This window comes from Fictibacillus aquaticus, assembly GCF_002245695.1.
GTDB classification, from domain to species: domain Bacteria; phylum Bacillota; class Bacilli; order Bacillales; family Fictibacillaceae; genus Fictibacillus; species Fictibacillus aquaticus.
Map to the genome: position 1 here is coordinate 1,037,577 of NZ_NOII01000001.1, position 16,989 is coordinate 1,054,565.

The window sequence follows — 16,989 nt, forward strand, 5'->3', positions numbered from 1 at the left end:
AAATTCCGTTTCATCTATCTTTCACGCCACTCCATCGCTTTTCGCTCCAGGTTCTTCACAAACTCATCCTTGCCTTCACTGTATCCGACAATATCATCCGGGAACTCATTCGCTAGCCGCGCCTTCAACTCGCCATACTCCGCCGCTTCTTCTGGATGCGATCGTAAATAATCACGAACTGCGAGATGGCGCCCGATATCATGCTGATTATCTACCTGAAACACGTGTATTTGATGTGTCCTGTTCTCCCCGCCCTTGCGGAAATACCGCCTGCCAGGCATACCAGCCTCCCCAAGCGGCTCATACCCAATTTCTATCATCTTCTCATTAAACGCATCCACTTTTTCAATATCGTGAACGACCGGCATCATATCGATAACAGGCTTCGCTTTCAGTTCAGGAACCGACGTGCTTCCAATATGATGGATGTCCACCAGCTCTCCATTAAAAATATCCCGTATCCTGGCTGCCTCTTCTTCAAACTTAGCAGCCCATCTCAAATCATAATCCGTCACTTTAATGTTCATCGCACGGTTAAATGTCATCCTAATTCCTCCTTAGTCAGAATGCGACAGCCTCTCCGCTTCATCCTCCAAGCCCATCAAGATCAGCTGATCCACCAAAAAGCTTTTTACTTCTCCATTTTCATGCAGCAATCCAAGCGACTGCGCATCCCGCAAAAATGCCAGTCTGGATTCATAGCCTGCAGACGAAAAAAAAGGCTGAATCTTTGATAGTTGCAACTCTTCTTGCCGCCTCAAATCGAAACGTTTATGCTCCTCTGTCTCACTCGCCCTATTCACTACCCCAATGCCATCTTCAGTTTCCACCACTATCTCCTTGTACCGTTCATTTCGGTCTGTATTATAATAGTCCAAGATATCAGGAAGTGGCTGCAATTGAAAAGTTTGTTGAAACAGCTCTTTTACTTCATCCTTTTGACTACCCCCAGTGATATCTGGATACTCCTCTGCAACCTTAAGATAATATTCTTCACTTACGTTGTTATCCAGCACCTCGAGCGCAGGAGGATGACAGCACAATAACGTCATAAAGTCCCGTATATTCCTCGCTACAATTTGTACCGGATCATCAAAATCCATTGGGATCACTCGGACAATGTACGCTTCCTCCAAATCCCGAACTTGTCCAAATTCCGTCAAAAATCCAAAATGAATACCATCTACTCCCGGCCGTGCGAACGGGATGACATCCAGCGGGGTGTTCAAATACCTTGATTCCAAGCCCTCTATTGCAAAATACAGACCGAGTAAATCGCCATACTGCAGCTTCCCCCGCTCCTTTAATTCATTCTGCAACGCTATAATTTTCTTTAGCGTCTCAGGCACTTCATATTTCCCGTAGCTTTTGTTCGCCATTATCCCGCTCCATTTCTATTTATCCCTCTCTATCTATATTCAACCCGAACACTTTCCTCCCTTTTGATCACATAAAAAAAAGCCCAGATTTTCCATTCTGAGCATTTGTATTATAGAACTATCTCCATGGATATTCTTGTAGTTGAATACCCGAGTTTCTTGTATAACCGGTAAGCCCCTTCATTACTTCCGAAAACACTTAATCCAATTGATTTCACGCCATATTCTTTGAGCATAGCTTGAAGCTTTTCAAGCGTTTTCGTTCCATACCCTTTGCCTCTTTGGGATTCGTCGATTAAGATATGGTACAAATAGGCTTGATTAATTTCTGATATGATACTGTACCAGAGAAATCCGACTTTTTCGTTGGAATGAGTGTCTTTAATATTGTATAAATATTGCCCATCAGTAGATAATCCATCCTTAAACAGGTCATTCATCATCATTTCTGTTTCTTCCAACGCCTGCTCCATTGTTAGGTTAAAGTTTTTGGTGATTTCCTGCGCATGATCAGGAATCAAAAAATCTATATATCTTTTAAATTCAACTTCATCTACTTTTTCTAACTTAATCATTTTTCGCACTCCATTCTATTACGTCGACAAGACCAATCCTGCATTCATACTAGATAGTTCTTACCTTTTATAATCAGTCACTCAATTCTACCATCTTGGAAGAACTTGTATATAGTTATCCTCACGTTTGAAACATTAACAAATTCATAGATACCATTGAAGAAAATTTCGAATCCTTAATTATTACCCCGTAAAAAAATCGATATTTCGCTTTATTTACCGAAATGAAGTAAAATAGTATTAATAGTAAAAAATAGGAAATGAGGGGTGATTACTTGAATAGCAGAATGCACCAATTATTTGATGAGCAAAGAAGTGTGCATGTCGTATATAAGTATAACGACATGAAGAATTACGTTGAACAAGCTGTGAGTTATATCGAAAATGGTATCATGGCGGGAGATTACGTTATATTTATTGAAAACGAACGAATACACCGCTTGATTCAAAAAGAACTGAACACACGGCTTTCGAAAGAACAGCGCGAATTCTTCCATCATGTAAACAACTTCGATTTCTATTATTCAAGTGGCAGCTATCATCCTCCTGCGATCGTGAATTATTTTAGTAAAACGGTACAGCCATACTTGGAAAATAATAAAACATTCCGGTTTTGGGCACATGTTGAATGGGCCACGATGGAAGATCCGCTTCACCTTATTGAGGATTTAGAAAAAGTAATAGACGGAGCGGTCAATGAAATGTCATTTCCTTTAATTTGTGCGTACGAAGCAGCAAGGATGCCCGACTACCTTAAAACAGTGTTAATGGAAACACATCCATATGTATTGCTTGAAGATGGTTTTATTGAGTCTGAGCAATATCTGCCTAAGATTAGAAGCTAAAGCCGCTAAAAGCACCAGCCGGGCCGCTGGTGCTTTCTATCTGTCTCTAAGGTCTGTATCTTCCCTGATAAACTGAATGACTTCCCCTGCTGGAGTAACCTTTACGCCTGTTAGGTAGCCTAAGTATGCAGCGCCGGTATCGATGTTCCAAGCGTTGCTTTTATTGTCGTGTGTCGGGATATCGCATGGTGTGTGGCCGTAAATCTGCAGCTTGCCGATATCTTTCAATGGGCTGCGGTTCCACAACACACCAAACTCGTTATCTTCATTGAACGGGTCCTCGCCTTGTTCCGATATTCCCGCGTGGCTGATAAACAAGTGATTATTCTCCCAAAACAGCGGCAGCTCTTTCATCCATCTCACATCATTCTCACAGTCTCGGTCCACGTTTTGATACTGCCTCAACGTATCATCGCCGCACTGCCGGAGCCAGTTTTCATTATGCTTCACGAAAAAATGCTCAATAATTTCAAACTCATGATTGCCTTTTAAAAACACTGCTGTATTAGGAAATTCCGCACTTAATTCCCGAGCAAATCTGACCATCTGCGGAGAATTTCTCCCGCGGTCAATTAAATCACCAAGCTGAATCAGAACTTCTCTTTCACGATCCCAATAAGTATTGATCATATTCTTAAATGTATGATAACAGCCGTGAACATCGCCAATGACAAAGTAATTCAATAGATTTGCTCCTTTTCTTCTTTCTAAGATTACTGGGGGTACGGTACCGACTTGGTACCGTACCCCCACCGGAAATCCTTCTCTTCTAATACTATCATTTTGGAAGAACTTGTATAAAAGAAAAACACTCGCAGATGCAAGTGTTTCACTTTTGACTTTACCCTCGGCTTATTTCTTTTAAAGCTTCGTCGTACCATAACTCCCGAGCACCCGCACATCATGCCCGAATGCCTGCAGAATCGTGATCGCCTTTTTCATCTTCTCTTCCTGCATGCCGTTCAGTGCTTCGATAAAGAAGTGATACGTTCCGAGCTGTTTTTTCGTCGGCCGTGATTCAATCCAGCTTAAGTTGATCGAAAGTGCCGAAAAGACGTTCAGAATAGAAGACAACACACCCGAATAGTCTTCAGTCGGCGAGATGAGCAGCATTGTTTTCGTCTGCTCCTGCACAGGTTTGCACTTCTTTTTGCTAATCACGACAAAACGCGTGTGGTTGTTGCTGTTATCTTGAATAGCGCTTTTGGCGATTTGCAGATCAAAGACCTCAGCTGCATACCTCGATGCAATAGCTGCTACGTCTTTTCGCTCTTGATTTTTTACTGCTTGAGCAGCTGCAGATGTGCTGTCGAATTGCCGTGTCTTCACCTTTGACTGCCTGATGAAATCCCTGCATTGAGCCAAGGCAGGCACGATCGACCACACCTCATTAATCTCGTCCAGCGAAGCTCCTTCAATCGTAAGCAGGTTTAATGAAACCGGAAAAATGACCTCTGCTTCGATAAACAAATCGTGCGTCAATAATCCATCGGCAGTAATCGTAATCGTACCTTCAATCGAGTTTTCGATCGGCACGATTCCTTTATCGGCCGTTCCATCGCCGACAGCTTCAAGCACATCGACGATTGAACCGCTTTTATGCCATTCCACATCTTCATTCGTAAAATAACGCAGCGCTGCTTCTTCTGAAAAACTTCCTTGAGGTCCTAGGTATGCTACTCTCATTCTGTTTAAACGCCTGCCTTTTTTCTTTTCATATCAGTATACATGGAATGCAACGTTACACCAACATAAAAAGCAATTCTACTTTATATTTTCTCATTAAAATTAAAGTTCCAAAGTTCATCAGAAATAAACCGCCATTCCAAGCATTGTCAAAGACCAATAACTTGTTAAAAAAATTATAAGACCGATTTTAATGGCCAAAAGCACGCCCCAACCCCTGGTTGTACTGTAAACATAACGGTAGTGCTATGTTTCGACATAACTTCGCATATCCAACTAAATGACTATACTTTATAATGGATTAAAATCCCTTTCCACTAAAAAGGAGAATTGACGTTGGAGACGATAAACCAATCCTTACTTAACAAGATTGGTAATGAATTAAGTAATCAGTCCTTTCACATCGCGAAACAAGTTTTAACAGATCGTTTTAATAGATTTCCAGTTAAAAATAACATACCGCACAATAAAGAGATGTCACACGAATTTATTAAAACGTTCATTATACTTTTCGGTGAATCTCTCATGAACTCCGACCTACAAGAAGCCGAGAGAACATTAATGAATTGGGCAGATCAGACGGCTAATTTTGCTGTGAAATACGGCCAGTCTCTTGATGTTGCACTGCAGCCTATTCCTTTCGTACGATTGGAAATCATTGCAGTTCTCAAGAATATCGCTGAAATTGAAGACATTCCGATGACCGAGTGGTTTGATGTAATAAAAAAAATCGCGATTCTCTTTGATTTTGCTCATTATCGTTTTTGTGAAACGTACGTCGAGAACTATCAAAAAAAGGATGCTGAACTTAAAAATACACTTCAGCAATACGCTTATTCAGTCGTTCCGCTTTTTGAAGGGCTCGGCGTACTCCCATTAAAAGGACAGATCGAATCTGAGGAAATGTTTCTAAAGGACACCGTCTTACATCAGTGCCTGGAGCAAAAATTAACCGCGCTTATCATTGATTTATCAGGTGTATACACATTGAACGAAAACTCCATTATTGAGGTTTTTCAGCTGACTGATGCTTTGAAACTGCTTGGCGTTAGAATAATCCTAACTGGTTTCAGGCCCGAACTTGCCATAAAAGCAATCCAATTGAATGTCCAGCTTGACCGTGTACAAACGTTGGGAAGCCTTAAACAAGCTCTTTCCGCGTTACAATATACAAAAAACTAATAGAACCAATAAAAAAATGCAGTGAACCTTTTGAAGGCTTCACTGCATTTTTTGGTGTAGTTGAGGGTGCGTTAGGTCGACGGGTTATTCCGCAAAAACAGGTTGGACGAGCCTACACTATAAAACTGCAAGTGATGCATAGCCCGCGTGCAGGCCGTGTAAAACAATCTGCGCAGGCTCTCATCTCCATACACTTCTTCTGATGCGTCATAAATAATAACTGCATCGAATTCGATACCTTTGGCCAAATACGCCGGTATAACAACCACGCCTTGCTCGAATTCCATCGTACCGCTTTTTACGAGTTTAATATCTTCAATGCCGCTCAAGGAATCGTATGCAGCGATGCTTTCTGCCGCAGATTTGCAGATAATCGCTATAGTGCTGTACGCCCTTTTCCGTAAGTCTTCCACTTTGGAAGCGATGGCGCGGTGCAATTCAGCCCGGGTAGCCAGCTGCGTTAATATAGGTTTTTCTCCATCACGTTCAAAAGCCGCAATCTTTTCGCCATCAGGTATGAGTCCCCGTGTAAATTCTACGATCGGTTTAGTCGATCGATAGCTTCGGGTCAAGTTAATCGAAATCGTTTCATCCGGACCATATAACTCAGTCAGCACACGAAAATCAACACTTTCATTCGCATGAGCAAATATCGCTTGGTTAAAGTCACCGAGCACGGTCATTTTAGCTGAAGGAAACAACCGTTTCAAAAACTCGAATTGAAACGGAGAATAATCTTGCGCCTCGTCCACAAGGACATGTTTGATCGAGCTGTTCGTTTGAAAGCCTAGAATCAATTCTTTTAAAAGTAAAAATGGAGTCGCATCTTCGTAAAATAGTTTACCTTCGTCCAGCATTTCTTCGGTCGAGAGGCAAATATCCGGCCACTCTCCGGGCAGGTCATAGCCAACCCACTTCTTCACCTGTATCGAATCATTAAAAAACCGCCTGTATATTCCTTTAATGTCGATGAAACTAAGCGCCTTAATCCGCTTTCGCAGAGGCTTTAACTTCCGGCTTACCATTAACCGGGCAAGCGCTTCAGGCTCCATTTCATAATCATGAATCGCCTCTCCTTTATAGCCTCGCTTTCCCGCTAAGTAGGTATGTGCTTTATGGTAATCCTCATTGCTCAGAAGCTCGATTTCTTCCTGTACCTACGGCTTTGCCCACTCAACCTTTTCGGCTGCATCTATTTGCTTTAGCAGCCAATCCTTCAACTTTTCAACTCTATTATGAAAACGAAGTGATGTGTCGCTGCTATAAAACGCATCCTCCATTTGTTTAGCAGTAACCATTGTTTTTCCTCGGAAGTTCATTCCTTTGAAAACCATTCCGGATTGTTCGAGTGACTCACTGTATGTGTTAATCGCGTCAAAAAAACGAGTAGAAGCCTTGAACCTGATGCTTGAAAGCCTGGTTTCGTATAAGTGATCATCCCCTGCCGTCAGCACATATTCCAATTGATCGTAAGGATTCTCAACTTCAAAATCACTTTTTAAGCGGCGATTTAAATATTCCTGAAATGTGACTTGCTGCATATTCTCTTCGCCGAGTTCTGGCAGCACATTGGACACGTAATGATTAAACATTGAATTTGGTGAAAATAAAATGATTTGATCCGCATTCAGCACATCTCGATATTTATAAAGTAAATAAGCAATCCGCTGAAGTGCAGCTGATGTTTTGCCGCTGCCAGCCGCACCATGTACAATGAGCATCAGCCCGCGTTCGTGCCGGATGATACGGTTTTGCTCTTGTTGAATGGTCGCAACGATACTATGCATCTGTTTGTCTGAACCTTTACCCAGCACTTGCTGTAAAATCTCGTCACCAATCGTGAGACTCGTATCAAACATCGATTGAATAATGCCGTCCCGGATGAGATATTGCCACTTTTTCTCCAGCGTGCCATGGATAATGCCTCCGGGTGTCGTATACTTGGCAGGCCCTGGGGAACAGTCGTAGTAGACACTCGAGACCGGCGCTCTCCAGTCGTAAACGAGAAAATGTTCTCCACTTTCATCACAGAGAGTTGAGGTGCCTATATAAATTCGTTCCGCAGAAGAATCCCCTTCTTCCATATAATCGATTCGGCCAAAATAGGGCACCTCTTGCATACGCCGCAGCGCAGATAATCTCTTGGAAGCATGTCTATGGGTGCTTTGGCTGACAGACAAAGCTTGAGCTTCTTGCCTCAAGCCGATGATCGTCTCAAGATAATCATCGAAAGTATCTAAATTCACCTTTACTTCATCCCAAAAGTGTTTGCGGATATTCACAACTTCCATCACACGCCTGGAAGTTTCGTCCTCCAATCGATTGATTTGATCAGAAATGACCTCCATTACGCTGTCCACTCGTTTTTGCTCTTGGCGAAGATACGCATTCATCGCAAACACTCCTTTTTTATAAAAATAAGGGGTTGACGGGTATGGATTTTATGATGTATAATTAAAATAGGGATAATATACACATAAAATCAAAATAACCGTGTAACTATATAAATTTACCACATTTCTTTCTATTTAACAATGTATTTTTGTGTTTCGGCGGCAAGGAGTTCCAATATAATGAAAAGCCCCCTTTCTAAGGATAAATTTCTGGAAAGGGGGCTTTTTTCGTTACTCTTGCAGTTGATTAAATATCACAATAGCAAAAGAAATGCACTTCTGAAATCAACTGAGCTCGTCGATTTATTTTTTTATAATTTTCATTTCATCGATCGGAAAATAAACAATGTTTGTTGTTCCAATGACCTTCTTAAACGGGATAGCGCCTATTTCACGGCTATCTTCACTGTCCCTCCTATTATCTCCCAAAACGAACAGATGATCTTTAGGAACTGTTTCACTGCCTACTGGTGTTTCCTTTAGTGTAAAGGAATCTGTTAGTGTCCCTTCACTGAGTCTTTCCTTATATTCTTTTAAATAAGGCTCATCATACGTTTTACCGTTTACATACAAAACATCATCTTTATACTCTATCCTGTCTCCCGGAAGTCCGATTACACGTTTGATGTAATCTCTGCCGTCTGGAGCGTGAAACACTATAATATCAAATCTTTCGTATTCCCCGATCTTTGTTACGATCATACGGTCTTTATCTTGAAGAGTGGGATTCATTGATTCTCCGTCAACAACAATAGGACTAAAGAAAAAACTGCGAATAATAACGGCTAATAACAGTGCACCTAATAATGATAGGATCCATTCATATGTTTGCTTTTTCTTCTTTACCATAACTCGACCTCCGTTACTTACATGCATTATTGAATAGATTCTTTAATCAATGAATTTACCGTGTGTGATGGTGAGTTTTCGAAAAATGACACATATTGAAACAGCTTGTTTTTCGGAAACAATGTTTTTCTTATAATCTTTGGCGGTGTTCCCTCAGCATGTGCTTTTAACACTTTTTCCTGCAGCTTCAAAAGATACTCCAGCTTTCTTTCGAGCAGTCTGCGGCCATTGATTAAATGACCGTTATGAGAGCAGTACACATCTTTAAAATCATAAGATAGTGTGAGTTTAAGAGATGAGATAATCTCTGGCACAGATTCGAATGAGAAATGAATAAGCGGTGAATGAAATAAATAAAGATCACCAGAAAAGCAAATCTTCTTCTCTTCATCGATCAAAACGATATGATCTTCGGCATGGCCTGGAGTATGTACAACGTTAAAATGATAGTTTGCTGTTGTTAAAGACTCCACAAGCGGAAACGGATGAAACGGTTTCCGATTGTTCCATATTAGCGCACGGTATAGAGGCAGTCTTGTCTGTTTCTGGCACAAAGAGACACCTAGCAGATGAATGTATTGCGGGATGTTCAACTGTTCCTCGATCCAAGGGCTGTTGCCGGTATGATCTTCATGATGATGAGTATGGACGACCCGTTTAATACCCAGATTTCTCACAATGTCCTGAACTTCACTCGCCATACACTTCGGACCTGTATCGATCAGTATATCGTCTACTTGAAAAAGATAGACTTTCATTTTCGTGCCTAACATATTGATTTTCAGTTCAAAGGTATTGATCATTCTATCACCAGCCGTTTACAGTCGGAGTCGTTCGCTTCCCTAAACATTTCTTTACAAGCTAAGATAAATCCTCTATTAACCTAACAATCAACAAAAAACACAGCGTCTTCTCAAAAGAAGTCGCTGTGTTTTTTTATCTCGGTGGCTCTTTTTATTGATTAGCTGTCCTGCTTTTCATGATTTTCGTGTTCATCATGTTTATCACCAGATCCGCATGCTCCCAGCATAGAAAGACTAAGAATGACGGCTAAGACAGTAATAAGCTTTTTCATCATGGCACCTCAATTCGTTTTGTTATTTGTTCTTCCTTCTAATAATCGAGTAAGCAATAACAGCTGCTGCAGCTGCAATCAATGCTGGCACCACATAAGATTTATTCTCTTTTTCCGTTTCAGTGCTTTTCGCTTCTGCTGTTTCATTCTTCTTCTTTTCTTCTTTCTTCACTTCTGGTGCAGGCTGCTCTTCCTGTACTGGTTCTTCTCTTTTCACGGTAAAAGAGGTCGTTCCCTCGACGACATGGCTGTCTTCACCGACAATTTTAAAATTGATTTTGTATGATCCGTTTTCGAGATCTTTAGGAACCGTACCCGTTAACGTGCTCCCGCTAACCGCCGCATTCTCAACGGGGACATCCGATCCATCATCTTTCACAACAGTGAAGCTGCTCAATTCTTCAATGCTTGTATTGAATGTAAGTGTAATCTCAGGCACATCTCCCGTAATCGTTTCCCCTTCTGTCGGTGCGGAACTTTCAAGCTTAGAGTGGGCGCTTACCGATTGAACATTCATTAATAAAGCCATTACACAGAGCAAGATGATTTTTTTCATTATGACTCTCCTTCTTTTTCTTCCTTTTGGGGTACGGTACTCCGGGTACCGTACCCCCTTTTCATTTCATCGCATTGTTTATCATGACATAATGTGAAAACATTTCCATCCCCATTTGGAGTGATTTTTCCCCATACATAAAATTCGTTGCTGTCATTACTTTTTTACATTATTATACAGATACACTTTGTTATAAACGGATGCGCTGTTTTCAAAATCGGTTATCATTGAACTGAAAGGCAGGAATTCCTAGAATGCTATGTATTTATGAAGATGTGAAGGGTAAACGATATCATCAGTTAATTGATTTACTTGCAAGACAATGTGATCGTTTTGCCTTTGTGGAAAATAGACAATTAATGGATAATGACGAGGACCGTCTTGCATATGTCGAATATTTGATTGCGGATATAAACGTTCATCTCATCGAGAGAAAAGTACAGAGAGAGTGGGAAACGACAAAACTTCTCAAAGATACAGCATACGTTTATTATTTTCATTTAAATAATTCAACAAAAGCATTCTTAAAAGACCGCAGCAAGTCTCTTTTCGGCTGGATTACAGAGCTGCCAGAGGATTTAATGTTTTATAAAGGTGATACATGTGTATTAGCAGCGTGTTCACACGAAGGTTTCTTTATGGTTGATGGATCATTATGGAATAGTTTTAATAAACGATAGAAAAACGACCCGATTTTTCTGGCCGTTTTCTCACACCTTTATTAAAGACTTGGAGCTGCACTTATAGAAACTCTCCCTGAAAAGAACGTCGCTCCTCCTCCCATGTCTGCGATGCGGTCAGGTGTAAGCGTGTTGACGAGATGCTTTGTTCCTTTATCATCAGCCCAAAGACCTTGCGTAACGGCCACACCCGGAAGAACGGTGTCACCTACATTCGCTTTTAATACACATTCACCTTGTTCATTCCAAACCCGAACTTGATCTCCATGGGTTATTCCCAGCTTTTCAGCATCAAACAAATTAATCACTACTTCAGGCTCCTTTTCAAGACCAACATGTTTTGATTGATTAGCAAAGGTTGAATTTAAAAAGTTATGGTTTGGAGCTGCGATAAATTGAAAGTGATGTTCAGAGTCTTTCACTAAAGGGATATACGTTGGCAATGGCGGATATCCGTCCTGCTGCATCTTTTCAGAATAAAGTTCGATTTTCCCGCTTGGAGTTGGGAGCTTATCAGGAAATTTCGCCTTCGCCTTAAGATACTGATGTTTCGTTAAGGATTCGTAATTGATTTCTTCCATATATGGATTCAGCGGATTCGTCAGTGCTTGGTCAATCAGTTCCGCTTCTGTGTCATTAAATGCCGTGTCAGTAAATCCCATACCTCTCGCCAGCAGTCTGAACACTTCAACATTTGACTTAGATTCCTCGAAGTGTTCGATGACAGGCTGCTGCAGCTGAATGTAATGATGCCAATACGATGTATAGAAATCTGTGTTCTCAATGGAAGATGTAGCCGGCAGCACGATGTCTGCGTATTTTGCCGTTTCTGTTAAAAATAAATCATGGACGACCGTAAACAAGTCTTCACGTTTCAAACCTTTTTGAACTTTATTGACGGCTGGAGCAACAACTGCTGGATTGGTTCCGTACACAAAGAGTGCTTTTACGGGAGGATCCAACGTGAGCAAGGCTTCTCCGAGCAAGTTCATATTAATTACTCGTGTTTCTTTATTTTTTAACAAATCTGGCCGCTGCAGCCGATCCGCATTGTGCGCTAAGTAAGCAGAATTCCCCTTGATCGCCCCACCTCCTTTTACTAGCCACTGACCTGTTAAAGCAGGAAGACACGAGATCGTTCTTACAAACATACCGCCGTTGTCGTGGTGCTGCGGACCGTTTCCAATCCGGATAAAAGCAGGTGACGTTTCTCCGTACATTCTGGCAAGTTTAACAATATCTTCTGCCGGTACACCCGTAATGGCTGATACAGTCACAGGATCATACTGTACAACATGTTCACGCAGCTGCTCATGACCAATAGTAAATTGCTCTAGGAATGAGGAGTCCTCCATATTCTCGGCAAATAAAACATGCATCAGTCCTAGTGCAAGAGCAGTGTCTGTTCCTGGCAAAATCGGAATAAACCAGTCTGCTAGCCTGGCCGTTTTGTTTTGATGCACATCAATTACAATAATCTTCGCACCATTTTGTTTCCGTGCTTGCTGGGCAAGGGTGACTTGGTGCATGTTCGTGCTTACCGCATTAACTCCCCAAAAAATAAACAGCTTGGAGTGGATGGTATCTTCAGGATCGATGCCATAACTGCCGCCCATCGTATATTTATAGCCGACTGCGCCGGCTGCGTTACAGATGCTCCTGTCGAGCTGAGATGCTCCCAAACGATTGAAGAAACGGCGGTCCATCCCTTCCGCACTTAGGTTCCCCATATTTCCATAAAAGCTGTAAGGCAGAATACTTTCCGGACCATCACTGTTCAGCAGTTCCTTCCAGCGTGAGGTGATCGTTTCAATCGCTTCGTCCCAGCTTATGCGAACAAATTCACCTTCACCTTTTGCACCGATTCTCTTCATCGGATACTTCAGCCGTTTTTCATCATAAATTCGCTCGGTCATATGCCTGACCTTATTGCAGATATATCCTTTCGTGACAGGATGATCAGGATCACCCTCCACCTTAATAATTTTTCCGTTCTCTTTATGAAGAAGCAGCCCGCATTGATCCGGGCAGTCGAGTGAACAAACAGATGGGAAAGTGCCATTTGGGCTTTCCAGAAAATCAGGCATCGTCGTTCTCCTTTCCATCGGTGTTATTATTTCTACTATCATAAATTAGTAGAAATCGTCCCGCAAGCTGTATTCGTCATACCAAAATAAGAAAAGCCACCTATAATGGCAGCTTACAGAAAATGATACTAGCTATCTTGTTCATCCTTCTTGAAGTAGTGAACCGGCCGGATCTCGATGCGCCAGCCGAGCTGCATGCCCTTGCTTACCTGTGTTGTCGGATGCATTGACGCGACGTGTATTGCCTCCTCCATGTTCTCAGCTTCGATGAAGAAAGCACTGCCGACCGTCTCATTCGTACCTGTAAGCGGCCCATCCGTGACCGATAACTCCCCGTTCACACGCTGCAAGCATTTTGACTCTGACTCGACTCCGGCATCCAGCATTACTTGACCAGTTTTATATAACTTCTCTAGATGAGGCTGACATTCTTTCATTACCGTATCCAGCTCTTCCTTCGTGAGCGCCTTCATTTTATCCGGGTTAAAGTAACCTAGGCATAGGTAAATCATGTGAACAGCTCCCTTAGGTAAATTTCAATTCTTAATAGTACCTTCACCGTTCATACGACAATCCCCTTCTTCCTCAAAAAAGTTGAAAACAAATGAACTTTTGGGATTAAATGAACAGGGTCCGGTACCTTTTCTGATGAAGCCGCTTCTGCGGCGAGTTCATCGAAAAGTGTACCGGACCCCAAAGAAAAAAACGATTACTTAGCAATAAAACGTTTTACCTTCTTCACATGCTTCATTTCAATTCGAGGCGTCACACCCTGAATCCATTCTGGTTCAAATTTATACCAATCAGGATCTATTGTTTTAAGTAGTTCGAAGTCAAAGATGCGCGACCATGTTTCTTCTTTATCCTTAAAATCCTTTTCTATGAACAGATTCCATTCTTCCTCACTTAAGGTAACAGGAAAATCATTGAGTATAGAATGCCACTTAGTGAAACAGGACCAAAGGATATCTTCGTCTGGTATATCCAGAATCAAAATAACGCCTCTTCTTCCTGGAGCTAAAAGACATTCCTCGTTACGATTCACGGTTCGTTGCCATACCCAAACCGGATACGTTTCCCCATCATAATGAGGAATACGCTTCTTCATTTCACCCATCATCCATTTGTATGGGCCGATGAATGAATCCCAAATATACTTCTCATTTCCTTCATAGTACCCTTGCTCACGCATGATTTTATATAGCTCTAACGGCATTACAGTTTGTACAATCATCAGGCAGTCTTCCTCCGAGCCGGTTAAGATATTAAGACACTTTTTTATGACTATTATACTATTAATGAAGTTCATCTTAACAAGCTAGAGTTAGTGCGTTTTTAACTTATTTAGCTACTAAGGGCTTTATCAACCCTCTACCAATAAGATTCGGCGACACAGGCTGTTTGCCGATCTCTCTAGACCAAATCGATAGTTGCCCAATATGGTGAATTTGATGGGCGATGGTGTGGCGCATCACTTCTCCCCATGCATCGATGTACACAGTGCCATCAGGTTTAGGATCGTAAAACGGCCGCGTTTCCATGCTGCTGTCCCAAGCTTGTACAAACGTTTTAACATCCTGACGGAAATCGGCATCCAGTTTTCGAACCTTCTCCAAGCTATTGTAACCATCAAAGCTTTCTTGAAAATCCTGTTTTCCTTGCAGGACTTGAATCCAGCTCCATTCTACATCGACAATGTGAAAAAGAGTATGCAATATCCCTCCGATTCCGCCTGTCCGGACGCGAAGCAATTCCTCCCCCGGTACGTCCTCACACCAGCGATACCATTCTTCTCTGACCTGCCAATTGTAACGAAAAAATGTTTCCATGCTATCCCTCCAGCCACGTGATGTGATTTGCTAGTAACATTCAACGCAGGTAGACATAATCCTCTTATAAAATAGAAAAAGCACCAGCCGCAGCTGATGCTCTCACTCCTTATTGAATCGAAAACTTTTCTTTCTCCAGCAACTCTTCCGGCTTTTGCCCAATCGGATCTTTATGGAAGTAATCACGGATCACGCCATCTTTCAAATAGTTAGCGATCGATACCATGATCATCCCTTGGTCGAGTGCAAGGTAAGCTTTTGCAATTTCACCAGTTTGCACGTTAACAGAATCATAAAATCCATATTTTGCGTAGGTGTTTAATTCTTTAAGCACCTTGATGTTTTTCATAGCTGCTTCCGGCGCATATTCGAGCGCGAGGAATGTAGCATGCGCGGTTACCTGCCCGCCGCCGTCTTTATAGCCGGATGTGCCGGTTGGAGTAGCCGCGAACTCGCTATATCCGTCAGGAGTGGCTGCTGGCGAAAGTCCCCATGCTTTGTATCCTTTTTCCTTCGCATATGCGATTTGAAGTTCTACGTGGCGTTTGTTATTCAATCCTAATGCGTTCTTGCCAAGTTCTTTTTCTTTTAAAACGATGCCGGGCATGAGGCTTTCAAACATGCTTCCGCCCCAGCTAGGCACGAATTTTACCCCATTATATTCATAATGCCCTTCGAAAACCGTGACGCCGTCATATTCTGCGTTTTGTCCTTGAGGCACCTGGCCCTGCCAGTCCCAATCAGCTGGCATCGTGCGGTACATCTTCCACCAATGTTCTTTAGGAACATCGCCTTTTCCGATGGAAAGATAGCTCGCTACACGCGGCTCTGTATTAAACAAACCATAATGGTGCTCCGTCAGTGCACCTTTGGCGACATCATATCCGCCGAAGAACTGCCCTACTTCAGGGTCATACAGCGTGGTGTAGTTCATGTTTTCCACTAGTTTGCTCGTTTGCGGGTTCACTTCTTCATAAGCTTGTCCAGCAACGATAAGTCCAGCAGAAAGCCAGCCGTTATCGACCTGAGAGATAAACTGTCCCCAGTCCTTTTTCACAGAACCGTCAGTTGTGTTGTACCAGTTATAAAAAAGGCCGTTCCATTTTTCCAATTTTTCAAGTGTACCAAGTGTTTTCTGAATGCGCTGAATTGCCGTCGCTTCAGAAATAAAGCCCATCTGCTGCGCAGAAACCGTGCTCATCATATACATTCCGACGTTTGTCGGTGACGTGTGCTTCGCATATGTCATCTCATCGCCGTTCACTCGAACAGCGTCATACGTAAGACCCGTTTTCAGATCGGTATGATCGCTGAAAAATTTGTATGTTTTATATGCAATCGCTTTCAATTCTGCTCGATTCAGAGCGTCTTGTGTTGTGCCAGCCGCACTTGCTGGTGCTGATGCAGTATTAAAGAACACACTTAAAAGCAAAGCAAAGATTAATGCCGCACTCGTCTTCTTGAACATGTTATCCCATCCCTCTCTCTTGGCAGTTGGTCAATCGAAACGTTTCACCAACATTTTAGCACGAAGTCTGACAATTCAAAATAGGGAACCCGATAAACACGACCATTGAATCATTAAACTAGTGGAGTATAGGGATATATTACTGTGCATGTGCATGTATCTTCAAGCTTCCATTTTTTGTTTTATTATTGCGTTTGTTAAGCTAAAATCAAAATAGAAATTACTGGAATCCACAATATTTTTAAGGGGGTATGCAGGCATGGAAATTTTCGGGCTTATCATAGTATTTGCGATTATCCGCTGGGAGAAAAACGAGTTGAACCTGCATTCCTTCGTAAAAGAACTATTTATACTAAGTGCATGTTTTATCCTTATTCGATTAATA

16 protein-coding genes and 1 pseudogene are annotated in these 16,989 nt (G+C 42.0%); 3 read left to right on the plus strand and 14 right to left on the minus strand.

Annotated elements, in window-relative coordinates; all coding sequences use genetic code 11:
* Nucleotides 1-14: 14 nt before the first annotated feature.
* From CGZ90_RS05400 to CGZ90_RS05410, 3 genes are all read right to left on the minus strand, one after another.
* Entirely contained in the window at nt 15-545 is a 531-nt protein-coding gene (locus CGZ90_RS05400; protein WP_240515349.1) for a GrpB family protein, read from the minus strand.
* 12 nt (nt 546-557) lie between these two features.
* The gene (locus CGZ90_RS05405; RefSeq protein WP_094251288.1) at nt 558-1,379 is read right to left on the minus strand and encodes a hypothetical protein; all 822 of its coding nucleotides are present in this window, start codon (nt 1,377-1,379) and stop codon (nt 558-560) included.
* Nucleotides 1,380-1,489: 110 nt separating this feature from the next.
* Nucleotides 1,490-1,954 (minus strand): GNAT family N-acetyltransferase, encoded by a 465-nt coding sequence (locus CGZ90_RS05410; RefSeq protein WP_094251289.1) that lies wholly within the window; start codon nt 1,952-1,954, stop codon nt 1,490-1,492.
* A 275-nt stretch (nt 1,955-2,229) separates the two neighbouring features.
* On the opposite strand from CGZ90_RS05410, the gene CGZ90_RS05415 reads away from it, so the two are divergent.
* A complete protein-coding gene (locus tag CGZ90_RS05415) occupies nt 2,230-2,799 on the plus strand; it encodes an MEDS domain-containing protein (RefSeq protein WP_094251290.1) in 570 nt (189 codons plus the stop codon).
* A 36-nt stretch (nt 2,800-2,835) separates the two neighbouring features.
* Here CGZ90_RS05415 and CGZ90_RS05420 read toward each other — a convergent pair whose 3' ends face one another.
* Both CGZ90_RS05420 and pheA read right to left on the minus strand, forming a co-directional pair.
* Nucleotides 2,836-3,483, minus strand: a complete 648-nt coding sequence (locus CGZ90_RS05420; RefSeq protein WP_094251291.1) for a metallophosphoesterase family protein — start codon at nt 3,481-3,483, stop codon at nt 2,836-2,838.
* A gap of 177 nt (nt 3,484-3,660) precedes the next feature.
* Nucleotides 3,661-4,485, minus strand: coding sequence for a prephenate dehydratase (gene pheA, locus CGZ90_RS05425; RefSeq protein ID WP_094251292.1), 825 nt, complete (start codon nt 4,483-4,485; stop codon nt 3,661-3,663).
* Nucleotides 4,486-4,821: 336 nt separating this feature from the next.
* Between pheA and CGZ90_RS05430 the strand changes: the two genes are divergently transcribed.
* Nucleotides 4,822-5,667, plus strand: a complete 846-nt coding sequence (locus CGZ90_RS05430) for an STAS domain-containing protein (protein WP_094251293.1) — start codon at nt 4,822-4,824, stop codon at nt 5,665-5,667.
* A 71-nt stretch (nt 5,668-5,738) separates the two neighbouring features.
* Here CGZ90_RS05430 and helD read toward each other — a convergent pair.
* From helD to CGZ90_RS05450, 4 genes and pseudogenes are all read right to left on the minus strand, one after another.
* Nucleotides 5,739-8,060: pseudogene (helD, locus tag CGZ90_RS05435) on the minus strand (RNA polymerase recycling motor HelD).
* A gap of 303 nt (nt 8,061-8,363) precedes the next feature.
* Nucleotides 8,364-8,909, minus strand: a complete 546-nt coding sequence (lepB, locus tag CGZ90_RS05440) for a signal peptidase I (protein WP_094251294.1) — start codon at nt 8,907-8,909, stop codon at nt 8,364-8,366.
* A gap of 26 nt (nt 8,910-8,935) precedes the next feature.
* Nucleotides 8,936-9,712: an MBL fold metallo-hydrolase gene (locus CGZ90_RS05445; RefSeq protein WP_094251295.1), complete on the minus strand. Its 777-nt coding sequence runs from the start codon at nt 9,710-9,712 to the stop codon at nt 8,936-8,938.
* A gap of 294 nt (nt 9,713-10,006) precedes the next feature.
* Nucleotides 10,007-10,540, minus strand: coding sequence for a copper resistance CopC family protein (locus tag CGZ90_RS05450; RefSeq protein WP_094251296.1), 534 nt, complete (start codon nt 10,538-10,540; stop codon nt 10,007-10,009).
* A gap of 254 nt (nt 10,541-10,794) precedes the next feature.
* Between CGZ90_RS05450 and CGZ90_RS05455 the strand changes: the two genes are divergently transcribed.
* Nucleotides 10,795-11,220: a stage III sporulation protein AH gene (locus CGZ90_RS05455; RefSeq protein WP_094251297.1), complete on the plus strand. Its 426-nt coding sequence runs from the start codon at nt 10,795-10,797 to the stop codon at nt 11,218-11,220.
* A 41-nt stretch (nt 11,221-11,261) separates the two neighbouring features.
* Here the strand turns inward: CGZ90_RS05455 and CGZ90_RS05460 are convergent, their stop codons facing one another.
* The 5 genes from CGZ90_RS05460 to CGZ90_RS05480 all read right to left on the minus strand — a co-directional run bounded on the left by CGZ90_RS05460 (nt 11,262) and on the right by CGZ90_RS05480 (nt 16,604).
* Nucleotides 11,262-13,307, minus strand: a complete 2,046-nt coding sequence (locus CGZ90_RS05460; protein ID WP_094251298.1) for a molybdopterin-containing oxidoreductase family protein — start codon at nt 13,305-13,307, stop codon at nt 11,262-11,264.
* A 128-nt stretch (nt 13,308-13,435) separates the two neighbouring features.
* Nucleotides 13,436-13,819, minus strand: a complete 384-nt coding sequence (locus CGZ90_RS05465) for a YciI family protein (RefSeq protein ID WP_094251299.1) — start codon at nt 13,817-13,819, stop codon at nt 13,436-13,438.
* A 197-nt stretch (nt 13,820-14,016) separates the two neighbouring features.
* Nucleotides 14,017-14,541 carry a DUF3841 domain-containing protein gene (locus CGZ90_RS05470; RefSeq protein WP_094251300.1) on the minus strand — a complete coding sequence of 175 codons (525 nt, stop codon included), beginning with the start codon at nt 14,539-14,541 and terminating at the stop codon, nt 14,017-14,019.
* A gap of 106 nt (nt 14,542-14,647) precedes the next feature.
* On the minus strand, nt 14,648-15,136 hold the full coding sequence (locus CGZ90_RS05475) for a DinB family protein (protein WP_094251301.1): 489 nt from the start codon (nt 15,134-15,136) through the stop codon (nt 14,648-14,650).
* Nucleotides 15,137-15,245: 109 nt separating this feature from the next.
* Entirely contained in the window at nt 15,246-16,604 is a 1,359-nt protein-coding gene (locus CGZ90_RS05480) for a glucoamylase family protein (protein WP_094251302.1), read from the minus strand.
* Between the last annotated feature and the right edge of the window lie 385 nt (nt 16,605-16,989).